Annotated in this window: 13 protein-coding genes; 7 read left to right on the forward strand and 6 right to left on the reverse strand. The window is 68.3% G+C overall.

Going from position 1 to position 17354, the window contains the following annotated elements:
• Positions 1–71 precede the first annotated feature (71 nt).
• From ACLB90_RS17960 to ACLB90_RS17975, 4 genes are read right to left on the reverse strand one after another with little or no spacing between them, the layout of a single operon-like run.
• Entirely contained in the window at positions 72–1838 is a 1767-nt protein-coding gene (locus ACLB90_RS17960) for an ABC transporter transmembrane domain-containing protein (protein WP_411850724.1), read from the reverse strand.
• Complete coding sequence (locus ACLB90_RS17965) at positions 1831–2439, reverse strand: IMPACT family protein (RefSeq protein WP_411850725.1); 609 nt, start codon at positions 2437–2439, stop codon at positions 1831–1833. The genes ACLB90_RS17960 and ACLB90_RS17965 overlap by 8 nt, the downstream gene beginning before the upstream one ends.
• A gap of 42 nt (positions 2440–2481) precedes the next feature.
• Positions 2482–3411, reverse strand: a complete 930-nt coding sequence (locus ACLB90_RS17970; protein WP_411850726.1) for a hypothetical protein — start codon at positions 3409–3411, stop codon at positions 2482–2484.
• On the reverse strand, positions 3408–3926 hold the full coding sequence (locus tag ACLB90_RS17975; RefSeq protein WP_411852793.1) for an RNA polymerase sigma factor: 519 nt from the start codon (positions 3924–3926) through the stop codon (positions 3408–3410). The genes ACLB90_RS17970 and ACLB90_RS17975 overlap by 4 nt, the downstream gene beginning before the upstream one ends.
• Before the next feature lie 240 nt (positions 3927–4166).
• On the opposite strand from ACLB90_RS17975, the gene ACLB90_RS17980 reads away from it, so the two are divergent.
• Entirely contained in the window at positions 4167–7034 is a 2868-nt protein-coding gene (locus ACLB90_RS17980; protein ID WP_411850727.1) for an EAL domain-containing protein, read from the forward strand.
• 461 nt (positions 7035–7495) lie between these two features.
• On the opposite strand, the gene ACLB90_RS17985 is transcribed toward ACLB90_RS17980, so the two are convergent.
• Together ACLB90_RS17985 and ACLB90_RS17990 are read right to left on the reverse strand one after the other, a co-directional pair.
• Entirely contained in the window at positions 7496–8089 is a 594-nt protein-coding gene (locus ACLB90_RS17985) for a TIGR00730 family Rossman fold protein (RefSeq protein ID WP_411850728.1), read from the reverse strand.
• A gap of 174 nt (positions 8090–8263) precedes the next feature.
• Positions 8264–9760, reverse strand: a complete 1497-nt coding sequence (locus ACLB90_RS17990) for an aminotransferase class III-fold pyridoxal phosphate-dependent enzyme (protein WP_411850729.1) — start codon at positions 9758–9760, stop codon at positions 8264–8266.
• 212 nt (positions 9761–9972) lie between these two features.
• Between ACLB90_RS17990 and queA the strand changes: the two genes are divergently transcribed.
• The 6 genes from queA to fabV all read left to right on the forward strand — a co-directional run bounded on the left by queA (position 9973) and on the right by fabV (position 17228).
• Complete coding sequence (queA, locus tag ACLB90_RS17995; protein WP_411850730.1) at positions 9973–11040, forward strand: tRNA preQ1(34) S-adenosylmethionine ribosyltransferase-isomerase QueA; 1068 nt, start codon at positions 9973–9975, stop codon at positions 11038–11040.
• A gap of 94 nt (positions 11041–11134) precedes the next feature.
• On the forward strand, positions 11135–12265 hold the full coding sequence (gene tgt / locus ACLB90_RS18000; RefSeq protein ID WP_411850731.1) for a tRNA guanosine(34) transglycosylase Tgt: 1131 nt from the start codon (positions 11135–11137) through the stop codon (positions 12263–12265).
• 155 nt (positions 12266–12420) lie between these two features.
• Complete coding sequence (gene yajC, locus ACLB90_RS18005) at positions 12421–12765, forward strand: preprotein translocase subunit YajC (protein WP_411850732.1); 345 nt, start codon at positions 12421–12423, stop codon at positions 12763–12765.
• A gap of 58 nt (positions 12766–12823) precedes the next feature.
• Positions 12824–14677, forward strand: a complete 1854-nt coding sequence (gene secD, locus ACLB90_RS18010; RefSeq protein ID WP_411850733.1) for a protein translocase subunit SecD — start codon at positions 12824–12826, stop codon at positions 14675–14677.
• Positions 14678–14696: 19 nt separating this feature from the next.
• Positions 14697–15671, forward strand: coding sequence for a protein translocase subunit SecF (secF, locus tag ACLB90_RS18015; protein ID WP_411850734.1), 975 nt, complete (start codon positions 14697–14699; stop codon positions 15669–15671).
• 300 nt (positions 15672–15971) lie between these two features.
• Entirely contained in the window at positions 15972–17228 is a 1257-nt protein-coding gene (fabV, locus tag ACLB90_RS18020; protein ID WP_411850735.1) for an enoyl-ACP reductase FabV, read from the forward strand.
• Positions 17229–17354 lie beyond the last annotated feature (126 nt).

Genomic DNA, 17354 nt, shown 5'->3' on the forward strand with positions numbered 1-17354 from the left:
GAAACACCTCCTGCATCGGCACGGACCTGTGACCCGCGCACGATGCAACGGAGCGCGTTAGCGGTACGTCGTCAATCGATGAACTGCAGCTTCGCCAGCTCCGCATAGAGACCGCCTTCAGCCAGCAGCTGCGCATGCGTGCCCTGGGCGACGATTCTGCCGTGGTCCATCACCACGATGCGGTCGGCCTTCAACACGGTGGCCAGGCGGTGTGCGATGACCAGCGTGGTGCGCCCGGCCATCAGCCGCTCCAGCGCCTGCTGCACGGCGCGTTCGCTCTGCGCGTCGAGCGCGCTGGTGGCCTCGTCGAGCAGCAGGATCGGCGCGTCCTTGAGCAGGGCGCGGGCGATGGCGATGCGTTGCTGCTGGCCGCCGGACAGGCGCGCCCCGCGCTCGCCCAGTTCGCTCATGTAGCCGTCCGGCAGGGCCTGCAGGAACTCGTCTGCCTCGGCGGCGGCAGCAGCACGCTGCACCTCGTCGTCGCTCGCTTCCAGCCGCCCGTAGCGGATGTTGTCCAGTGCGGTGCTGGCGAACAGGGTGGGCTGCTGCGGCACCAGCGCCATCTGTGCACGCAGCTGGGCCGGATCGACCTGGCGCACGTCCACGCCATCGACCTGGATGCGGCCGGCGGCGGGATCGTGGAAGCGCAGCAGCATCGACAGCACCGTGCTCTTGCCTGCGCCGGAAGGGCCGACCAGCGCCACGGTCTCGCCCGGGCGCACGTGCAGGTCGAAATGATCCAGCGCGGCGGTGTCCGGGCGCTGCGGATAATGAAACACCACATCGTCGAAGCGGATCTCGCCGCGCAGCGGCTGCGGCAGCGGCAGCGGATTGGCGGGGCTGGTGATCTCGATGTCTTCCTGCAGCAGTTCGGCAATCCGGCCCATGCCGCCGGAGGCGCGCTGCAGTTCATTCCAGACCTCGGCGAGTGCGCCGACCGAACCGCCGCCGATCAGCGCGTACAGCACGAACTGGCCGAGCGTGCCGGCGCTCATGCGGCCGTCGATCACATCGTGCGCGCCGAGCCACAGCACCCCGACGATCGCGCCGAACACCAGCACGATGGCGGTGGCGGTGACGATCGACTGGGCGCCGATGCGCCGGCGCGCGGCCTTGATCGACTCGCCCAGCGCGGCGTTGAAGCGACTGCGCTCGTAAGGCTCGCGGGCATGCGCCTGCACCGTGCGGACCGCGCCGAGCGTCTCGGCGGCCAGGCTGTTGGCGTCGGCGATGCGGTCCTGGCTGGCGCGCGAGATGTGGCGCAGACGGCGCGCGCCGATGATGATCGGCAGCACCGCCAGCGGAATGCCGACCAGCGACCACGCGGCCAGCCCCGGGCTGGTGACGAACAGCATCACCAGGCTGCCCACCACGGTGACGCTGCTGCGCAATGCCACCGACATGGTCGAGCCGATCACGCTGCGCAGCAGTTCGCTGTCGGCCGTGAGCCGCGAGACCAGCTCGCCGCTGCGGCTGCGGTCGTGGAAGCCGGCGCCCAGCGCGATCAGGTGCGCGTACAGCCGGCTGCGCAGATCGGCAACGACCTTCTCGCCGAGAAGAGAGACGAAAAAGAAGCGCGCCGCGGTGGCCAGCGCCAGCACCACCGCAACCAGGAACAGCAGCGCGAAGGCACGGTTGATCTGACCGTTGTCGCTGAACCCGTGGTCGATCATCAGCTTGACTGCCGGCGGCAGGCTCAGGGTGGCGACCGAGGACACCGCCAGTGCCACCAGCCAGGCGCTGAACAGCCCCGCATGGCGGCGCACGAACGGCCACAGCGTGCGCAGGCTGCCGAGGCGGCGCAGCGCCGGGGCGGGCGCGGGAGGGGTGTCAGTCATTCGGTTGGCCTGGTTCGGTGCGTGTTTCGACGCGGATACGATCACGGGTGGCGTCGCGCAGGCGGTTTTTCAACGGGTCGACCTGATCGGCCGGTAGACGAAGGTGCAGTGACACGCCTGACGGGGTGAAGGTTTCGGCCTGTTTTTCGGCCAGGTGCGCGGCGAGCGCCGCATGCAGGGTGCCCAGGTCGTCGAACCGGGCGTGCACGTCCAGGTCGGCCAGCGCGATCAGCGGCTGCCGTGGCGCCAGCCGCAGGCATTCGGCAGCGGTGCCGCCATAGGCCCGTACCAGGCCGCCGGCACCGAGCTTGATGCCCCCGTACCAGCGGATGACCACCACCATGATGCGATCAAAGCCCTGGCCGTCGATCGCCGCCAGGATCGGCCGGCCTGCGGTGCCGGCCGGTTCGCCGTCATCGCTGGAGCGGTAGTCGTGGCCATGCCGATAGGCCCAGCAGTTGTGCGTTGCATCCGGGACGGCCACTTCCTGCAGGAACTGCAGCGCCGCGCCGGCATCGGCGATGGGAGCGGCATGGGCGATGAAGCGGCTGTGCTTGATCTCCAGGCTGTGGCTGACGGCGGTGGCAAGCGTATCGGGCATTCCCACCATTGTAGGTGACGACCGTTGGTCGTCACCTGCCCCTCAGGTGTCCAGCAGCTCGCGCAGGTCGCGCGGGATGCGCACTTCCGGATACTGCTGCAGGTAGCGTTCCAGGCTGGCACGCGCGGTATCCAGGTCGCCGGCGTCGCGCCGTTCGCGGATACGCTTGAGCCATTGCTTGCGCGGCAGGCTGGCATCGGCGGCGACTGCGGCATCCACGGCGCTGGCCGACAGCGTGCCCGCGCTGGGCGGCGCCATCGCCGCGCGGCGCTGCATGACGCCGGCCGCACCGGTCGGGGCAGGGCGCGCGACCGCAGCCGGGGCGTCGGCCCGCTCGGCGCGGATGGCGGCCTTCTGCGCGGGTGCGGGTGCCATCGCCGGCGCGGCCTCGGCCGCGCTGTCGGCCGCGTCCATCGAAAACGCCTGCGGCGCGGCGACGGGCGCTGGCGGCGCGGGCGGCGGCGGGGCCATTGTCGGCACAGGGGCGGGCGCCGGTTCGGCCGCGACCGGTGACGGTGCGGGGGCCATGCGCGCCTGCTGTGGCGGCGGGGCGATCGCGGGAGCGACAGCGCCGGCCGGTTCGGCCGCAGCGGGGGATGGGGCCGCCGCCGGGCTGGCCGGGATATCCGCTGCTTCAGCGGCCACCGATGCGGCCGGGGCATCGGCGGCCGGCACATCGAGGACAGGCACGGGCGGGTCCTGCAGCCGCAGCTGCCAGGCGATCCCGACGGCGAACACGACCGAGGCGGCGATGCCCATCACCGCCGGCAGACGCGAGCGCCGACGGGGCGCTGCAGCCGGCGCCGGCGCAGGCGCCGTGGCGGTGGGTGTGGACGGGGGCGCCTGCACCGCCGCGCGGGCAGCGGCCAGCACGGCCTCGTCGAGCGCGGCCGGGGGCGGGGTTGGCGAAGACCGCCCCAGCAGGCGGGCCAGCTCGCGCTCTTCGGGCGTCAGCGGCGTGCGGTCGTTCATTCGTTCATCCCCGCGCGCAGCTTGTCCATCGCATAGCGTAGCCGCGACTTGACGGTTTCCCGGCCCACGCCAGTGATCTCGGCGATCTCTTCCAGGCTCAGTTCCTGTTCCAGCCGCAGTTGCAGGACTTCGCGCTGATCGGCCGGAAGCTGTTCCATTGCCAGCTGCAGGCGACGGCGCTGTTCGAAGTCGGACAGCTGGGTTTCGGGCGTGCGGCTGTCGCTCATGCGCGCGACGCGTTCGTCGGCATCGCCGGGCGCTGGTGGCCGATGGCGCGCGGCGCGCCAGTGATCGTTCAGCCGGTTGTGCGCGATACGGAACAGCCAGGTGGTGAAGGCGGCCTCGGGCTGCCAGCCGGCGCGGGCGGCGATCACCCGCTGCCAGACATCCTGGAACAGCTCATCGGCAAGCGCGGCATCGCGCAGCTGCCGCAGCAGGAAGCTGTACAGCCGGGCGCGGTGGCGTGCGTACAGGGCCTCGAACGCAGGCAGGTCCCCGCCGGCCCAGGCCAGCATCAGCGCTTCATCGGTTGGCAGGGCAACGGCATCCACGGCGCACAGAGTAAGCGGTGCGGGTGCGTCCGCAAAGCGTGGCGATGGCAGGGGAGTGGCCGACAACATGGGGGCGCCCGGTTCCAGGTGACGTTCCAGTAACGTCCATCTGCAACAATCGGGGTTGCCACCCTTCCATTGCCCCCCGGTCCACGCGTTATGCTCGGGGGCAGGGGAGGCGCCGGGCATCCGGTGCCAGTAGAGATGAACATGCTGTCCAGTCAGGTAGTGACGCCTTCAGTGGACCCGGACCGTGACGCGCAGGTGTCCGCCGATCTGGCGCGCACCCTCTGCGCCGTGCTGCCCGTTGGCAGCGGCCTGCACCTGGCCTGGCACGATCCGGTGCTGGGCGGCGGGGTGCAGTCCGAACCTCCCGACCCGTCGATGACGGCCGAGCGCCTGCTCGACCCCACGCATCGCGTGCCGGGGCAACTGCAGCGATGGCGATGCGGCGACACCCGGCTGGCGCTGCAGGTGGTGAGCCCCGGCGAACCGGTGCCGCCGGATGCGGGGTGGTGGGGACTGGCGCGGCACACCGTGCAGGATGCCATCACGCTGACCCGGCAGCGCCGCGAAATCCACTCGCTGGAAATCTCCAAGCGCCTGCAGCAGGCGCTGTATGAAATCGCCGACCTGGCCGGTGCGGATCTGGAGATGTCGGAGATGCTGCGCCATGTGCACAGCGTGCTCAACTCGCTGATGTACGCGCAGAACTGCTTCATCGTCGAGTACGACGATGTGCGGCGCAGGGTGCGCTTCCTCTACTTCGCCGACCAGCAGGACAGCTTCGTTGCCGATCCCGACCGCAGCTACGAAGAACATGAGATGCCGCGCAGCCTGACGTTCGCGCTGCTGCGTCACGGCCAGCCGTTGAGCGGCCCGTCGCGCGAGCTGCTGGCCGCCGGCAACGACGAGCCCGATCCGGAGCGTGGACCGGAGAGCCTGGACTGGCTGGGCGTGCCGATGCTGCGCGAAGGGCGCGTCTGCGGCGCCATCGTGGTGCAGAGCTACGAACACCGCGCGCGCTACGGCGAGGCCGACCGCGCGCTGCTGGGCTACGTCGCCCAGCACATCCAGACCGCGATGGATCGCCGCCAGGCGCAGGTGCAGCTGGAGCGCCAGGTCGAACGGCGCACGCTGGAGCTGCAGCGCGCCAACCGCAGCCTGCAGGACGAAGTGGTGGAGCGCCGTCGCGCCGAGAAGCTGCAGCTGGCGCTGTTCAACATCGCCGAGATGGCGATGAGCGCCCCCAGCCTGGCCGAGTTCTACGTCCAGGTGCATGGTGTGGTGGGGACGCTGCTGGATGCGCGCAACTTCTACATCGCGCTGGTCAACGAAGGCGGCGACGGCCTGGAATTCGTCTACTCGGTGGATGAGTACAACGCCTCGCGCGCGCCGCGACCGTTCAGCGAAGGCCTCACCGAATACATCGTGCGCAAGCGCCAGCCGCTGCTGGCCACGCGCGACAACATCGACGCGCTGCGCGCGGCAGGCGCGGTGCGCGAGTTCGGCGCGCGGTCGCATTGCTGGCTGGGCGTGCCGTTGTTGAGCGATGACGACGTGGTCGGCGTGATCGTCGTGCAGAGCTACTCGCCCGAGGTCAGCTTCACGCTCCACGACCAGCGCCTGCTGACGTTCGTGGCGCAGAACATCGGCAACGGGTTGGCCCGCCAGCGCGACCAGGAACGGCTGCGCAACGCGCACGCCGAGTTGGAACTGCGGGTGGAGGAGCGCACCCGTGAACTGGCCGATGTGAACGAGAAGCTGCTGGGCCAGATCGGCGAGCGCCTGCGTGCCGAGCAGCGGCTGACCCACCAGGCCATGCATGACGCACTGACCGGCCTGCCCAACCGGCTGCACCTGCTTGATCGCCTGGAAGATGCGATCGCACAGGCGCGGCAGCCCGACGGCTCGGCATTCGCGGTGCTGTTCCTGGATCTGGACCGCTTCAAGCTGGTCAACGACAGCATCGGCCACGCCGCCGGCGACCAGATGCTGGTCGAGGTGGCCAAGCGGATCGTGTCGATGGTGTCCAGCGAGGACGTGGTGGCGCGGTTGGGGGGCGACGAGTTCGCGATCCTGCTGCAGTGTCGCCACGGTCTGTCGTCGGCGGTGGAATTCGCGCAGCGGATGCTGGTGGCGCTGGAGGAGTCGATGTGGGTCAAGGGGCGCGAACTGTTCCCCTCCGGCAGTCTCGGCATCGCCATGTGGCATCCGCGCTACCGCAATGGCGAGGAACTGGTGCGCGACGCCGATGCGGCGATGTACCGCGCCAAGGCGCAGGGCAAGGACCGTTGCGCGGTGTTCGACGAGGCCATGCGCGAACAGGCGCTGCGCAGCCTGGACCTGGAAGCGGACCTGCGCCGGGCCATCATCAATCGCGATTTTCTTCCCTACTACCAGCCGATCGTGCGCTTGTCCGATGGCGAAGTGGTGGGGCACGAGGCCCTGCTGCGCTGGCAGCACGAGCGCCGCGGCCTGCTGCTGCCCAGCGCCTTCCTCGACCTGGGCGAGGAGAGCGGCCTGATCGAACAGGTCGACTGGCTGCTGTACGAGCAGGTCATCGGCCAGCTGGCGCGCGGCGGGCGCGGCTATCTTTCGGTGAATGTATCGCCGCGTCATTTCCGTTCGGCCGACTTCAGCTCGCGCCTGTTCGGCCTGATCGAAGCGGTGGGCGCCGACCCGCACCGGTTGCGGCTGGAGATCACCGAAGTCGCGTTGCTCGACGACGGCCCACGCACGCTGCGCATCCTGCAGACGCTGCGGGAGCGTGGCGTGCTGGTGCAGCTGGATGATTTCGGCACCGGCTTCTCGGCGCTGTCCTACCTGCACCGGTTCCCGATTTCCACGCTCAAAATCGACCAGAGCTTCATTGCCGGCCTGCATGGCCAGGACATGCAGAGCACCTACGCGCTGGTCCAGGGCGTGCTGTCGTTGGCGCGCACGCTGGGCATTGAAACGGTGGGCGAGGGCATCGAGAACGCCGCCCAGCGCGACACGCTGCTGCAACTGGGCTGCGACTACGGCCAGGGCTACCTGCTCGGCCGCCCAGCACCGATGGAAACGGCGTAGTGCCGGGTTCTACCCGGCAGGCGTTATAGGGCAGCCACTTCCGCGCAGCGGGGCAGAGCCCCGCTCTACGATGCCAGTCACCGGGCAACACCCGTAGTGCCGGGTTCTACCCGGCAGGCGTTATAGGGGAGCCACTTCCGCGCAGCGGGGCAGAGCCCCGCTCTACGGTGCCAGTCACCGGGCAACACCCGTAGTGCCGGGTTCTACCCGGCAGGCGTCATCAGGGAGCCGCTTCCGCGCAGCGGGGCAGAGCCCCGCTCTACGGTGTCAGTCACCGAGGAATACCCGTAGTGCCGGGTTCTACCCGGCAGGCGTCACCGGGGAACCACTTCCGCGCAGCGGGGCAGAGCCCCGCTCTACGATGTCAGTCACCGGGCAACACCCGTAGTGCCGGGTTCTACCCGGCAGGCGTTACAGGGCAACCACTTCCGCGCAGCGGGGCAGAGCCCCGCTCTACGGTGTCAGCGCAATGCGTTGCGGCGCTTCTCGTCGATCCACTTGGACGCCTGCGCCGGCTCATAGGCGCGCATCCAGTCCAGCATCGCGTCGATGTCCGAGCCGTACCAGAGGTCGGCGCGCTGCTCGGGGTGCAGGAAGCGCTCTTCCACCATGCGGTCGATCATGCCGATCAGCGGGGCGTAGAAACCATCCACGTCCAGGAAGGCGCACGGCTTGTTGCCGATGCCCAGCTGGCGCCAGGTGAGCATCTCGAAAATCTCTTCCATCGTGCCGAAGCCGCCAGGCAGGGCGACGAACGCGTCGGACAGGTCGAACATGCGCGACTTGCGCTCGTGCATCGAACCGACGATTTCCAGCTCGGTCAGGCCACGGTGGGCCACTTCCCAGTCGGCCAGCTGCTGCGGGATCACGCCGGTGACTTCGCCGCCGCCGGCCAGCACGGCGTTGGCCACCGTGCCCATCAGGCCGACGTTGCCGCCGCCGTACACCAGCCGCAGGCCGTCGCGGGCGATGCGGTCGCCCAGCGCGATGGCGCGCTCGGTGTAGATGGGCTTGCTGCCGGGGTTGGAGCCACAGTAAACGCAAATCGACTTCATTGGATCTTCCTGTGTTCGGGAGGTAATGCGGCGGAAACGAAAAAGCCCCGCCGATGACCGATGTTCCGGTCTCGTGACGGGGTTCGTTCCGCAGATGCGGCCAGTGATGTTAACGCGTTGGCGCGGCTGCAACCAAACCGGACCTGACCGGCGGCGGTCAGGTCCGGCGATGGCTTACGCCGCCTGCGACTGTTCCCTGCGCGGGCCTTCCTTCAGCGCCCGGCCGACCAGGCTCACCAGCAGGTCCAGCTCCTCGCTGTCCATGCCGAAATGCGGGGTGAAGCGCAGCGAGTTCTCGCCGCCGTGGATCACGTTGATGCCGTGATTGCGCAGCCATTCCTCGGTGGACCCGGCGCCGTAGCACTTGAACTGCGGCGCCAGTTCGCAGGAGAACAGCAGGCCGGTGCCCTGGACCTTGGTGATCAGCCCGCCCAGCTCGCTTTTGAGCTGTTCCAGCTTGCGCACGGCTTCCTCGCCCCGCACGCGGATGTTCTCGCGCACCTGCGGGGTCAGCAGCGACAGCGTGGCGCAGGCCACGTCCAGTGCACGCGGGTTGGAGGTCATGGTGTTGCCGTAGATGCCCTTGCGGTACAGCTGGGCGGCGTGGTCGGTCACGGCCAGCACCGACAGCGGGAACTGGGCGGCGTTGAGTGCCTTGGAGTAGGTCTCCATGTCCGGCGCGTCCAGCCCCTCGAAACCGGGGTAGTCCACGATCGACAGCACGCCATGCGCACGCAGGCCGGCCTGGATCGAGTCGAGCAGCAGCAGGCTGCCATGCTGGCGGGTCAGCTCGCGGGCGAGGGCGTAGAACGACGGCGGCACCGAGCGGCCCGGATCACCTTCGCCCATTACCGGCTCCAGGAACACCGCCTCGACGAACCAGTGGTTCTGCTCGGCCTCGGCGAACACCCGCTTGAGCGCGTCTTCGTCATAGGGCGCGATCGCGATCACGGAGTCCTCGCCGCGATAGCTGGCCAGGTGCTGCATGTAGGTTTTGCGGCTGGAGTCCGAGTACAGCCCGGGGCGATCGGTGCGGCCGTGGAAGCTGCCCTTGACCACCACGCGCTTGATCCTGGCCCCGGCGTGGCGGGCGCCCGGGTCGGTCTGCAGCTTGGCGTTGACGTCGGCAATACGTGCAGCCAGGCCGACCGCTTCGGAACCCGAGTTCAGGCACATGAAACGGCTGTACGGGCAGCCGCCGCGGCGGTGGCCGATCTCCTGGCGCAGCGCGGTAATGAAGCGCTGCTGGGACAGGCTCGGGGTCATCACGTTGGCCATTACCTGCGGGGCCGACATGGCCTCCATCACGGCAGCCGGGGTGTGACCGAAGCCAAGCATGCCGTAGCCGCCGGCGTCGTACAGCACTGCGCCCTTGAGCGTGACCACCCAGGCGCCGCGGGCGGCCAGGGCCACGTACGGGGTCACCGCATCGTCGGCATAGAAATTGACGAAACCGTCCTGCATCGCGTCGATCTGGGCGCGCTCGTCCAGCGACAGCAGGTCGCCCAGATCGGCGCGCACGCGCTCGAATTCGGCGGCGGCCGCGTCGATCGCGGCGACCAGGTCCGGGTGGCCGGCGGCCAGGCGTTCGAGGGTGGCGTCATCCAGGCCGGTGGTGAGGCGGGTGCCCGGCTGGGCGCGAAGGGGGGCGAGACGTTCGATGAAGCTCATTGCAGATCTCCTGAAACGATTGGCGGCACGGCGGAAAAGCAAAACGCGCGTCTATTCGCGCGCGCTTCGGGCATTCCTGCTCGTGCATCAGACTTCCGGTTCGATGCTAGCACGCGCCTTTTCGCGCGATAACCCCGCAAAACACTGTTGCATAGCAGCATTTTGCGCGACGTTCGCCGAATCCTGCATTGCTACCGAGGGCCAGTCGTACAATGGCCGACATTGCCTACACGTTGCCGTGCGCTGCCTTGAAGAAGTCCGATTTCAACTACGAACTGCCGCCTGAACTGATTGCCCAGGCCCCGCTGGCCGAGCGCTCGGCCAGCCGCCTGATGCTGGTCCCGCCGGCTCCCGCCGCGTTCGAGCATCGCCAGGTCCGCGACCTGCCCACGCTGCTGCGCGCCGGCGATCTGCTGGTGTTCAACGATACCCGGGTCATTCCGGCCCGGCTGTTCGGCCAGAAGGCCAGTGGCGGGCGGGTCGAGATCCTGATCGAGCGGCTGCTCGGCGCCCAGCAGGCCCGCGCCCAGGTGGGTGCCAGCAAGTCGCCCAAGCCCGGCAGCCGGATCGCGCTGGATGCCGGTGGCGAGGCCGAGGTACTGGGCCGCGACGGCGAGTTCTATGTGCTGCAGTTCCACATCCCCGAGGCCCTGGAGCAGTGGCTGCTGCATGCCGGCCGCCTGCCGCTGCCGCCCTACATCCAGCGCGAGCCGGGGCTGGACGACCGCGAGCGCTACCAGACCGTGTTTGCCCGCGAAGTCGGTGCGGTGGCGGCACCGACCGCCGGGCTGCATTTCGACGAGGCGCTGCTGGCGGCCCTGCAGGCGCAGGGCGTGGCGTTCGGGCATGTCACCCTGCATGTGGGCGCCGGGACCTTCCAGCCGGTGCGCGTGGACGACCTGAACGAGCATGTCATGCATCGCGAGTGGCTCAATGTCGGTGCCGAGCTGGTCCAGCAGGTGCGCCGTACGCGCGCCGCCGGTGGCCGGGTGATCGGCGTCGGCACCACGGTGGTGCGGGCCCTGGAAAGCGCGATGCGCGACGGCGAGCTGCTGCCGTACGCCGGCGAGACCCAGATCTTCATCACGCCGGGCTACCGGATCCGCAGCGTGGACGCGATGGTGACCAACTTCCACCTGCCCGAAAGCACGCTGCTGATGATGATCTCGGCCTTCGCCGGGCAGGCGCGGGTGTTCGAGGCCTACCGCGCGGCCATCGAGGAGAAATACCGGTTCTTCAGCTACGGCGACGCCATGCTGCTGTTCCCGCAGGGGGATTGACCGGGCCAGGGCAGGGCGCGGCAGCGGCGGCCGCGCCGACGCGGTGGCCCTTTTTCGGCGACAATGGGCAATTATTTGCCCGAACGCCCGCTCCATGTCCCGACTCCAGTTCCAGCTCCAGACCACCGATGGCCGTGCCCGCCGCGGCCGCCTGACCTTCCCGCGCGGAACCGTTGAAACGCCGGCGTTCATGCCGGTGGGCACCTATGGCACGGTCAAGGGCATCCTGCCGGAGCAGATCCGCGCGCTGGGCGCCGAGATCATCCTCGGCAACACCTTCCATCTGTACCTGCGCCCGGGCCTGGACGTGATCGCCGACCACGGCGGCCTGCATGGCTTCGCGCGCTGGAACGGGCCGATCCTGACCGACTCCGGCGGCTTCCAGGTGTTCTCGCTGGCGCACCGCCGCAAGATCACCGAGCAGGGCGTCACCTTCGCCTCGCCGACCGATGGCGCGCGCGTGTTCCTCGGGCCCGAGGAGAGCATGAAGATCCAGAAGGTGCTCGATTCGGACATCGTGATGATCTTCGACGAATGCACCCCGTACCCGGCCACCGAGCCGGTGGCACGTACCTCGATGGAGCTGAGCCTGCGCTGGGCGCAGCGCAGCCGCAACGCGCACGATGCGCTCGGCAACGACGCGGCGCTGTTCGGCATCGTCCAGGGCGGCGTGCACCACGACCTGCGCAGCCGCTCGGCCGAGGGCCTGCAGCAGATCGGCTTCGACGGCTACGCCATCGGCGGGTTGGCGGTGGGTGAGCCGGAGCACGAGCGCAACGCCATGCTCGACCACATGCATCCGATCCTGCCGGCCGACCGCCCGCGCTACCTGATGGGCGTGGGCCGCCCCGAAGACCTGGTGGAAGGCGTGGCCCGTGGCGTGGACATGTTCGATTGCGTCATGCCTACCCGCAATGCCCGCAACGGCCACTATTTCACCTCGTTCGGCACCGTGCGCATCCGCAACGCCCGCTACGAACGCGACATGGACACCATCGAGCCGGGCTGCGGCTGCCACGCCTGCACCAGCGGCTACACCCGGTCCTACCTGCGCCACCTGGACCGCTGCAATGAGATGCTGGCGCCGATGCTGGGCACCCTGCACAACCTGTATTACTACGAGAAGCTGATGGCCGACATCCGTGCAGCCATCGCCTCGGGAACCTTTTCGGCCTTCCGCGAGTCCTTCTACGCGGCCCGGGGTGCCGTCACACCGCCGCTCTGAGCGGCGGCGGCGTCCCCGAATCCGCGCGCGGACCCTGCCAAACGGCCCAAGGACGAACTCCCGGGGCCGTGGCATACTTCGCGGCTGACCACTGTTTCGCGGCGACACCCTGCTCCCTACCGGGGCAGGGCGCCTCCAACCCAAGGACACACTGTATGAACCTGATCGCCTTCCTGATCCCCGCCGCACACGCCCAGGCCGCTGGTGGCCAGCCGCCGGGTGCCTCCTGGACGACGTTCCTGGTCCCGATCGTGCTGATCGCGGTCATGTACTTCCTGATGATCCGCCCCCAGATGAAGCGCCAGAAGGAACACAAGGCGATGCTGGAGAAGATCAAGCGCGGCGATGAAGTGCTGACCAACGGCGGCATCGCCGGCGTGGTGACCGACATCGGCGACAACTTCATCACCATCGAAGTGGCCGACAACGTGCGCATCCGCGTGCAGAAGGGCGCCGTGGGCAACGTGCTGCCGACCGGCACGCTGAAGTCGGCCAACTGATCCACTCCCTTTCCGTTCAACCGCGGTGCCGGGACGGGCACCGCGCGGGACCCAAGCAATGCTCGAATTTCCACGCTGGAAGTACTTCCTCATCCTGATCGTACTGGCGGTCAGCGCGCTGTATGCGCTGCCCAACATCTACCAGAAGGACCCTGCCGTGCAGATCACCGCCAACCGTGGCGGGCAGATCGACGACGCCCTGCGCGACCGCGTTCTGGGCGACCTCAAGCAGGCCGGCGTGGAACCGCTGTCGGTGGCCAAGGAGGGCGACAGCCTGATCGTGCGCCTGCCCAGCCTGCAGGCGCAGACCGCCGCCAACGACGCGCTTCGCGATGAGATGGGCGAGGACTACGTGGTGGCGCTGAACCTGGCCTCCACCGTGCCGACCTGGCTGAGCGACCTCGGCGCCAAGCCGATGGTGCTGGGCCTGGATCTCCAGGGCGGCGTGCACTTCGTGCTGCAGGTCGACCAGAAGGCCGCGCTGGACAAGCGCCTGGATGCCTACGCCGAAGACGTGCGCACCAGCCTGCGCGATGCCCGTATCGCCTACCAGTCGGTGGAACGCCGCCCGGACAACACCATCGTGGCGAGCATCAGCCCGTCCGCCGGTGCCGATGCCGCCGCCCGCGCCCGTGAGGTGATGTACAAGGCGCAGCCGACCCTGGGCTACGAGGTGGCGGGCAACCGCATCACCGTGAGCCTGCCGGAAACCGAGCTGACCTCGATCGCCAACGGCGCCATCGAGCAGAACGTCAACACCCTGCGCAACCGCGTCAACCAGCTGGGCGTGGCCGAGCCGATCATCCAGCGCCAGGGCGCCGACCGCGTGGTCGTGCAGCTGCCCGGCGTGCAGGACACCGCCGAAGCCAAGCGCATGATCGGTGCCACTGCGACGCTGGAATACCGCGCCGTGGTCGAAGGCAACGCACAGGACGCCATCGCCAGCGCCCGCATTCCGCCGGAGGCCAAGGTCTACCAGCAGCGTGACAACCGCGGCCCGATCCTGTTGAACAAGCGCGTGATCGTGACCGGTGACCAGATGGTTGCTGCGCAGGCCACCACCGACCAGAACGGCCTGGCCGCGGTCAGCGTGACCCTGAACAACGTCGGCGGCCAGCGCATGTTCGACTTCACCGCCGCCAACGTGAACAAGCCGATGGCGGTGGTGTACACCGAACGCATCCCGACCGTGAACGTGGTCGACGGCAAGGAAGTGCGCAGCTTCCGCGTCAAGGAAGAGGTGATTTCGGTCGCCAACATCAACGGTGTGTTCGGCAAGAGCTTCCAGACCACCGGCCTGGACAAGCTCGAAGCCGAGAACCTGGCCAAGCTGCTGAAGTCCGGCTCGCTGGCCGCGCCGATGGACTTCGTCGAAGAGCGCATCGTCGGCCCCAGCCTGGGTGCCGAGAACGTCGAGCGCGGCGTGACCGCCGTTGGCTTCGCGTTCCTGTTCACGCTGGTCTTCTTCACCGTGTACTACCGCATGTTCGGCGTGATCACCTCGGTGGCCATGCTGTTCAACCTGCTGATCGTGGTGGCGGTGATGTCGCTGTTCGGCGCCACGATGACGCTGCCCGGCTTCGCCGGCCTGGCGCTGTCGATCGGCCTGTCGGTCGACGCCAACGTGCTGATCAACGAACGTATCCGCGAAGAACTGCGCGCCGGCGTACCGCCGAAGGCGTCGATCGTCGCCGGTTACGAAAAGGCCTCGGGCACGATCCTGGACGCCAACCTCACCGGCATCCTGGCCGGCGTGGCGCTGTATGCGTTCGGTACCGGTCCGCTGAAGGGCTTCGCGGTCACGATGATCGTCGGCATCCTGGCCTCGATGTTCACCGCAATCACCGTCTCGCGTGCGCTGGCCGTTCTGGTCTACAGCCGCCGCAAGAAGCTCAAGTCCCTGGCCATCTGACGGGAAGAGAATCGAAACCATGAAACTGTTCCCGTTGCATCTGATTCCGAACGACACCAAGTTCGACTTCATGCGTACCCGCTGGGTGGCGATCACGCTGGCCGCGCTGGTGTTCATCGCCGCCGTGGGCTGCATCGCCTTCAAGGGCTTCAACTACGCACTGGACTTCACCGGCGGTACCGTGGTCGAAGTGCGCTTCGACAAGCCGGCCGACGTCGATGCCGTGCGTGAGCACCTGGAGGGCGCCGGTTACGGTGGCGCCCAGGTGCAGAGCTTCGGCAGTGGCAGCAACCTGCTGATCCGCCTGCAGCCGCAGGAAGTGGGCGAGGGCGAGAACGCCGGCGAAGCCAACAACCGCACCGCCCAGGCCGTGCAGAAGGCGATTTCGGTGGAAGGCAACCAGGCCACCATCGTCGGCGCCGAGTTCGTTGGTCCGCAGGTCGGCAAGGAGCTGGCCCTGAACGGCCTGTATGCCGCGCTGTTCGTGCTGGTCGGCTTCCTGATCTACATCGGCTTCCGCTTCGAGTGGAAGTTCGCGATGGTCGCCATCATCACCACCCTGTTCGACGTTCTGGTCGTGGCCGGTTACTTCTCGATCAGCGGCCGCGAGTTCGACCTGACCGTGCTGGCTGGCCTGCTGTCGGTGATGGGCTTCTCGATCAACGACACCATCGTGGTCTTCGACCGTGTCCGCGAAAACTTCCGCAGCCTGCGCGTCGAGCCGCTGGAAGTGATGAACCGCTCGATCAACCAGACCCTGTCGCGCACGATCATCACCTCGCTGGTCTTCTTCCTGTCGGTGCTGGCGCTGTACCTGTACGGCGGCGGCTCGCTGGAAGGGCTGGCGCTGAGCCAGATGATCGGCGCGGTGATCGGTACGCTGTCCTCGATCTTCATTGCCTGCCCGCTGCTGACGATGGGCGTGCTGGCCGTGACCAAGCAGGACCTCCTGCCCAAGGCCAAGGACGTCGAAGCCCTCGCACGCCGCCCGTAAGCGGCCTGCACCGCAACACCGGAAAAGCCGCGCCCTGCGCGGCTTTTTCGTTGGGGCAGCGCGCAGCGCCTGCTTTGCCGCTTTTCCCGTCCGCCGCCGATAGCGTGTGGGGCGGGGGGATGGGCAGGGCGCGCCCATTCCCCCGCGCGCGCGGAACAAAGGCCGCCCCATACACCCCCGTCGGTTGTGCAACGCGCCCCCGCGCACTACGATCCCATGCGTTCCGCGCAGCCGTTCCGATGGCGCGCCGCCCTTTTCATCGCGCAGGCCGTGCCTGCGTCTGTCCATATCGAGGTCTTCATGGTCATCAAACCGCGTGTGCGCGGCTTCATCTGCGTCACCACCCACCCGGTTGGCTGCGACGCCGCCGTCAAGCAGCAGATCGAGTACATCCAGTCCAAGCCGAAGATCGTCAACGGCCCGAAGAAGGTGCTGGTGCTCGGCGCGTCCACCGGCTACGGCCTGGCGGCACGCATCACCGCGGCCTTCGGCAGCGACGCGGCCACGCTCGGCGTGTTCTTCGAGCGTCCGGGCACCGAAACCAAGCCCGGCACCGCCGGCTGGTACAACTCCGCCGCGTTCCACAAGTACGCCGGGCAGGCTGGCCTGTACGCCAAGAGCGTCAACGGCGATGCGTTCTCCGACGAGGTCAAGGCCAAGGTCATCGAACTGATCCGGCAGGACCTGGGCCAGGTCGACCAGGTGGTCTACAGCCTGGCCGCACCGCGCCGCAAGCATCCCAGGACCGGTGAAGTGATCAGCTCCACGCTCAAGCCGATCGGTGCGCCGATCACCCTGCGTGGCCTGGATACCGACAAGGAAGTGATCACCGAAACCACGATCGAGCCGGCCACGCCGGAAGAGATCGCCGGTACCGTGGCGGTGATGGGCGGCGAAGACTGGCAGATGTGGATCGACGCGCTGCTGGAGGCTGGCGTGCTGGCCGAGGGCGCCACCACCACCGCCTTCACCTACGTGGGTGAAGAGATCACCCAGGCGATCTACTGGAACGGCTCGATCGGCGCGGCCAAGAAGGACCTGGACCAGAAGGTGCTGGGCCTGCGCGGGAAGCTGGACGCAATCGGCGGCGACGCACGCGTGTCGGTGCTGAAGGCAGTGGTGACCCAGGCCAGCTCGGCGATCCCGACCATGCCGCTGTACCTGTCGCTGCTGTTCAAAGTGATGAAGGCCAAGGGCACGCACGAAGGCTGCATCGAGCAGCTCGACACGCTGTACGACATCCTCTACGGCGGCAAGGACAGCGGCACCGCCAGCGAGCGCCTGCGCCACCAGTTGCTGGCCGACGGGCACCCGGTGGAACTGGTGGACGAAGCCGGCCGCCTGCGCGCGGACTACAAGGAAATGGCGCCGGACGTGCAGGGTGAGGTGGTCGCTCTGTGGCCGCAGGTGACCAACGAGAACCTGTACGAGATCAGCGACCTGGCCGGCTACAAGGCCGACTTCCTGCGCCTGTTCGGTTTCGGCGTGGAAGGCGTGGACTACGAGGCGGACGTTGCCACCGACGTGACCATCCCCAACCTGGTCGACATGACCTGATCCCACACGCCGACCCCCGGTCGGCGGTGGAGCAGTACGAGATGCCGCCTTCGGGCGGCATTTTCGTTGTCGGCGGTGCGTTGACGCACGCGTCCGCACCGGCCCCACTGCAGCGCACCGCCAACC

The sequence above is a fragment of the Stenotrophomonas sp. LGBM10 genome, from assembly GCF_046736075.1.
GTDB lineage: Bacteria > Pseudomonadota > Gammaproteobacteria > Xanthomonadales > Xanthomonadaceae > Stenotrophomonas.

Coding starts and splice junctions, on each gene's coding strand:
- ACLB90_RS17960 (WP_411850724.1), bottom strand. CDS start 1,838: ATGACTGACACCCCTCCCGCGCCCGCCCCGGCGCTGCGCCGCCTCGGC.
- ACLB90_RS17965 (WP_411850725.1), bottom strand. CDS start 2,439: ATGCCCGATACGCTTGCCACCGCCGTCAGCCACAGCCTGGAGATCAAG.
- ACLB90_RS17970 (WP_411850726.1), bottom strand. CDS start 3,411: ATGAACGACCGCACGCCGCTGACGCCCGAAGAGCGCGAGCTGGCCCGC.
- ACLB90_RS17975 (WP_411852793.1), bottom strand. CDS start 3,926: ATGCTGGCCTGGGCCGGCGGGGACCTGCCTGCGTTCGAGGCCCTGTAC.
- ACLB90_RS17980 (WP_411850727.1), top strand. CDS start 4,167: ATGAACATGCTGTCCAGTCAGGTAGTGACGCCTTCAGTGGACCCGGAC.
- ACLB90_RS17985 (WP_411850728.1), bottom strand. CDS start 8,089: ATGAAGTCGATTTGCGTTTACTGTGGCTCCAACCCCGGCAGCAAGCCC.
- ACLB90_RS17990 (WP_411850729.1), bottom strand. CDS start 9,760: ATGAGCTTCATCGAACGTCTCGCCCCCCTTCGCGCCCAGCCGGGCACC.
- queA (WP_411850730.1), top strand. CDS start 9,973: ATGGCCGACATTGCCTACACGTTGCCGTGCGCTGCCTTGAAGAAGTCC.
- tgt (WP_411850731.1), top strand. CDS start 11,135: ATGTCCCGACTCCAGTTCCAGCTCCAGACCACCGATGGCCGTGCCCGC.
- yajC (WP_411850732.1), top strand. CDS start 12,421: ATGAACCTGATCGCCTTCCTGATCCCCGCCGCACACGCCCAGGCCGCT.
- secD (WP_411850733.1), top strand. CDS start 12,824: ATGCTCGAATTTCCACGCTGGAAGTACTTCCTCATCCTGATCGTACTG.
- secF (WP_411850734.1), top strand. CDS start 14,697: ATGAAACTGTTCCCGTTGCATCTGATTCCGAACGACACCAAGTTCGAC.
- fabV (WP_411850735.1), top strand. CDS start 15,972: ATGGTCATCAAACCGCGTGTGCGCGGCTTCATCTGCGTCACCACCCAC.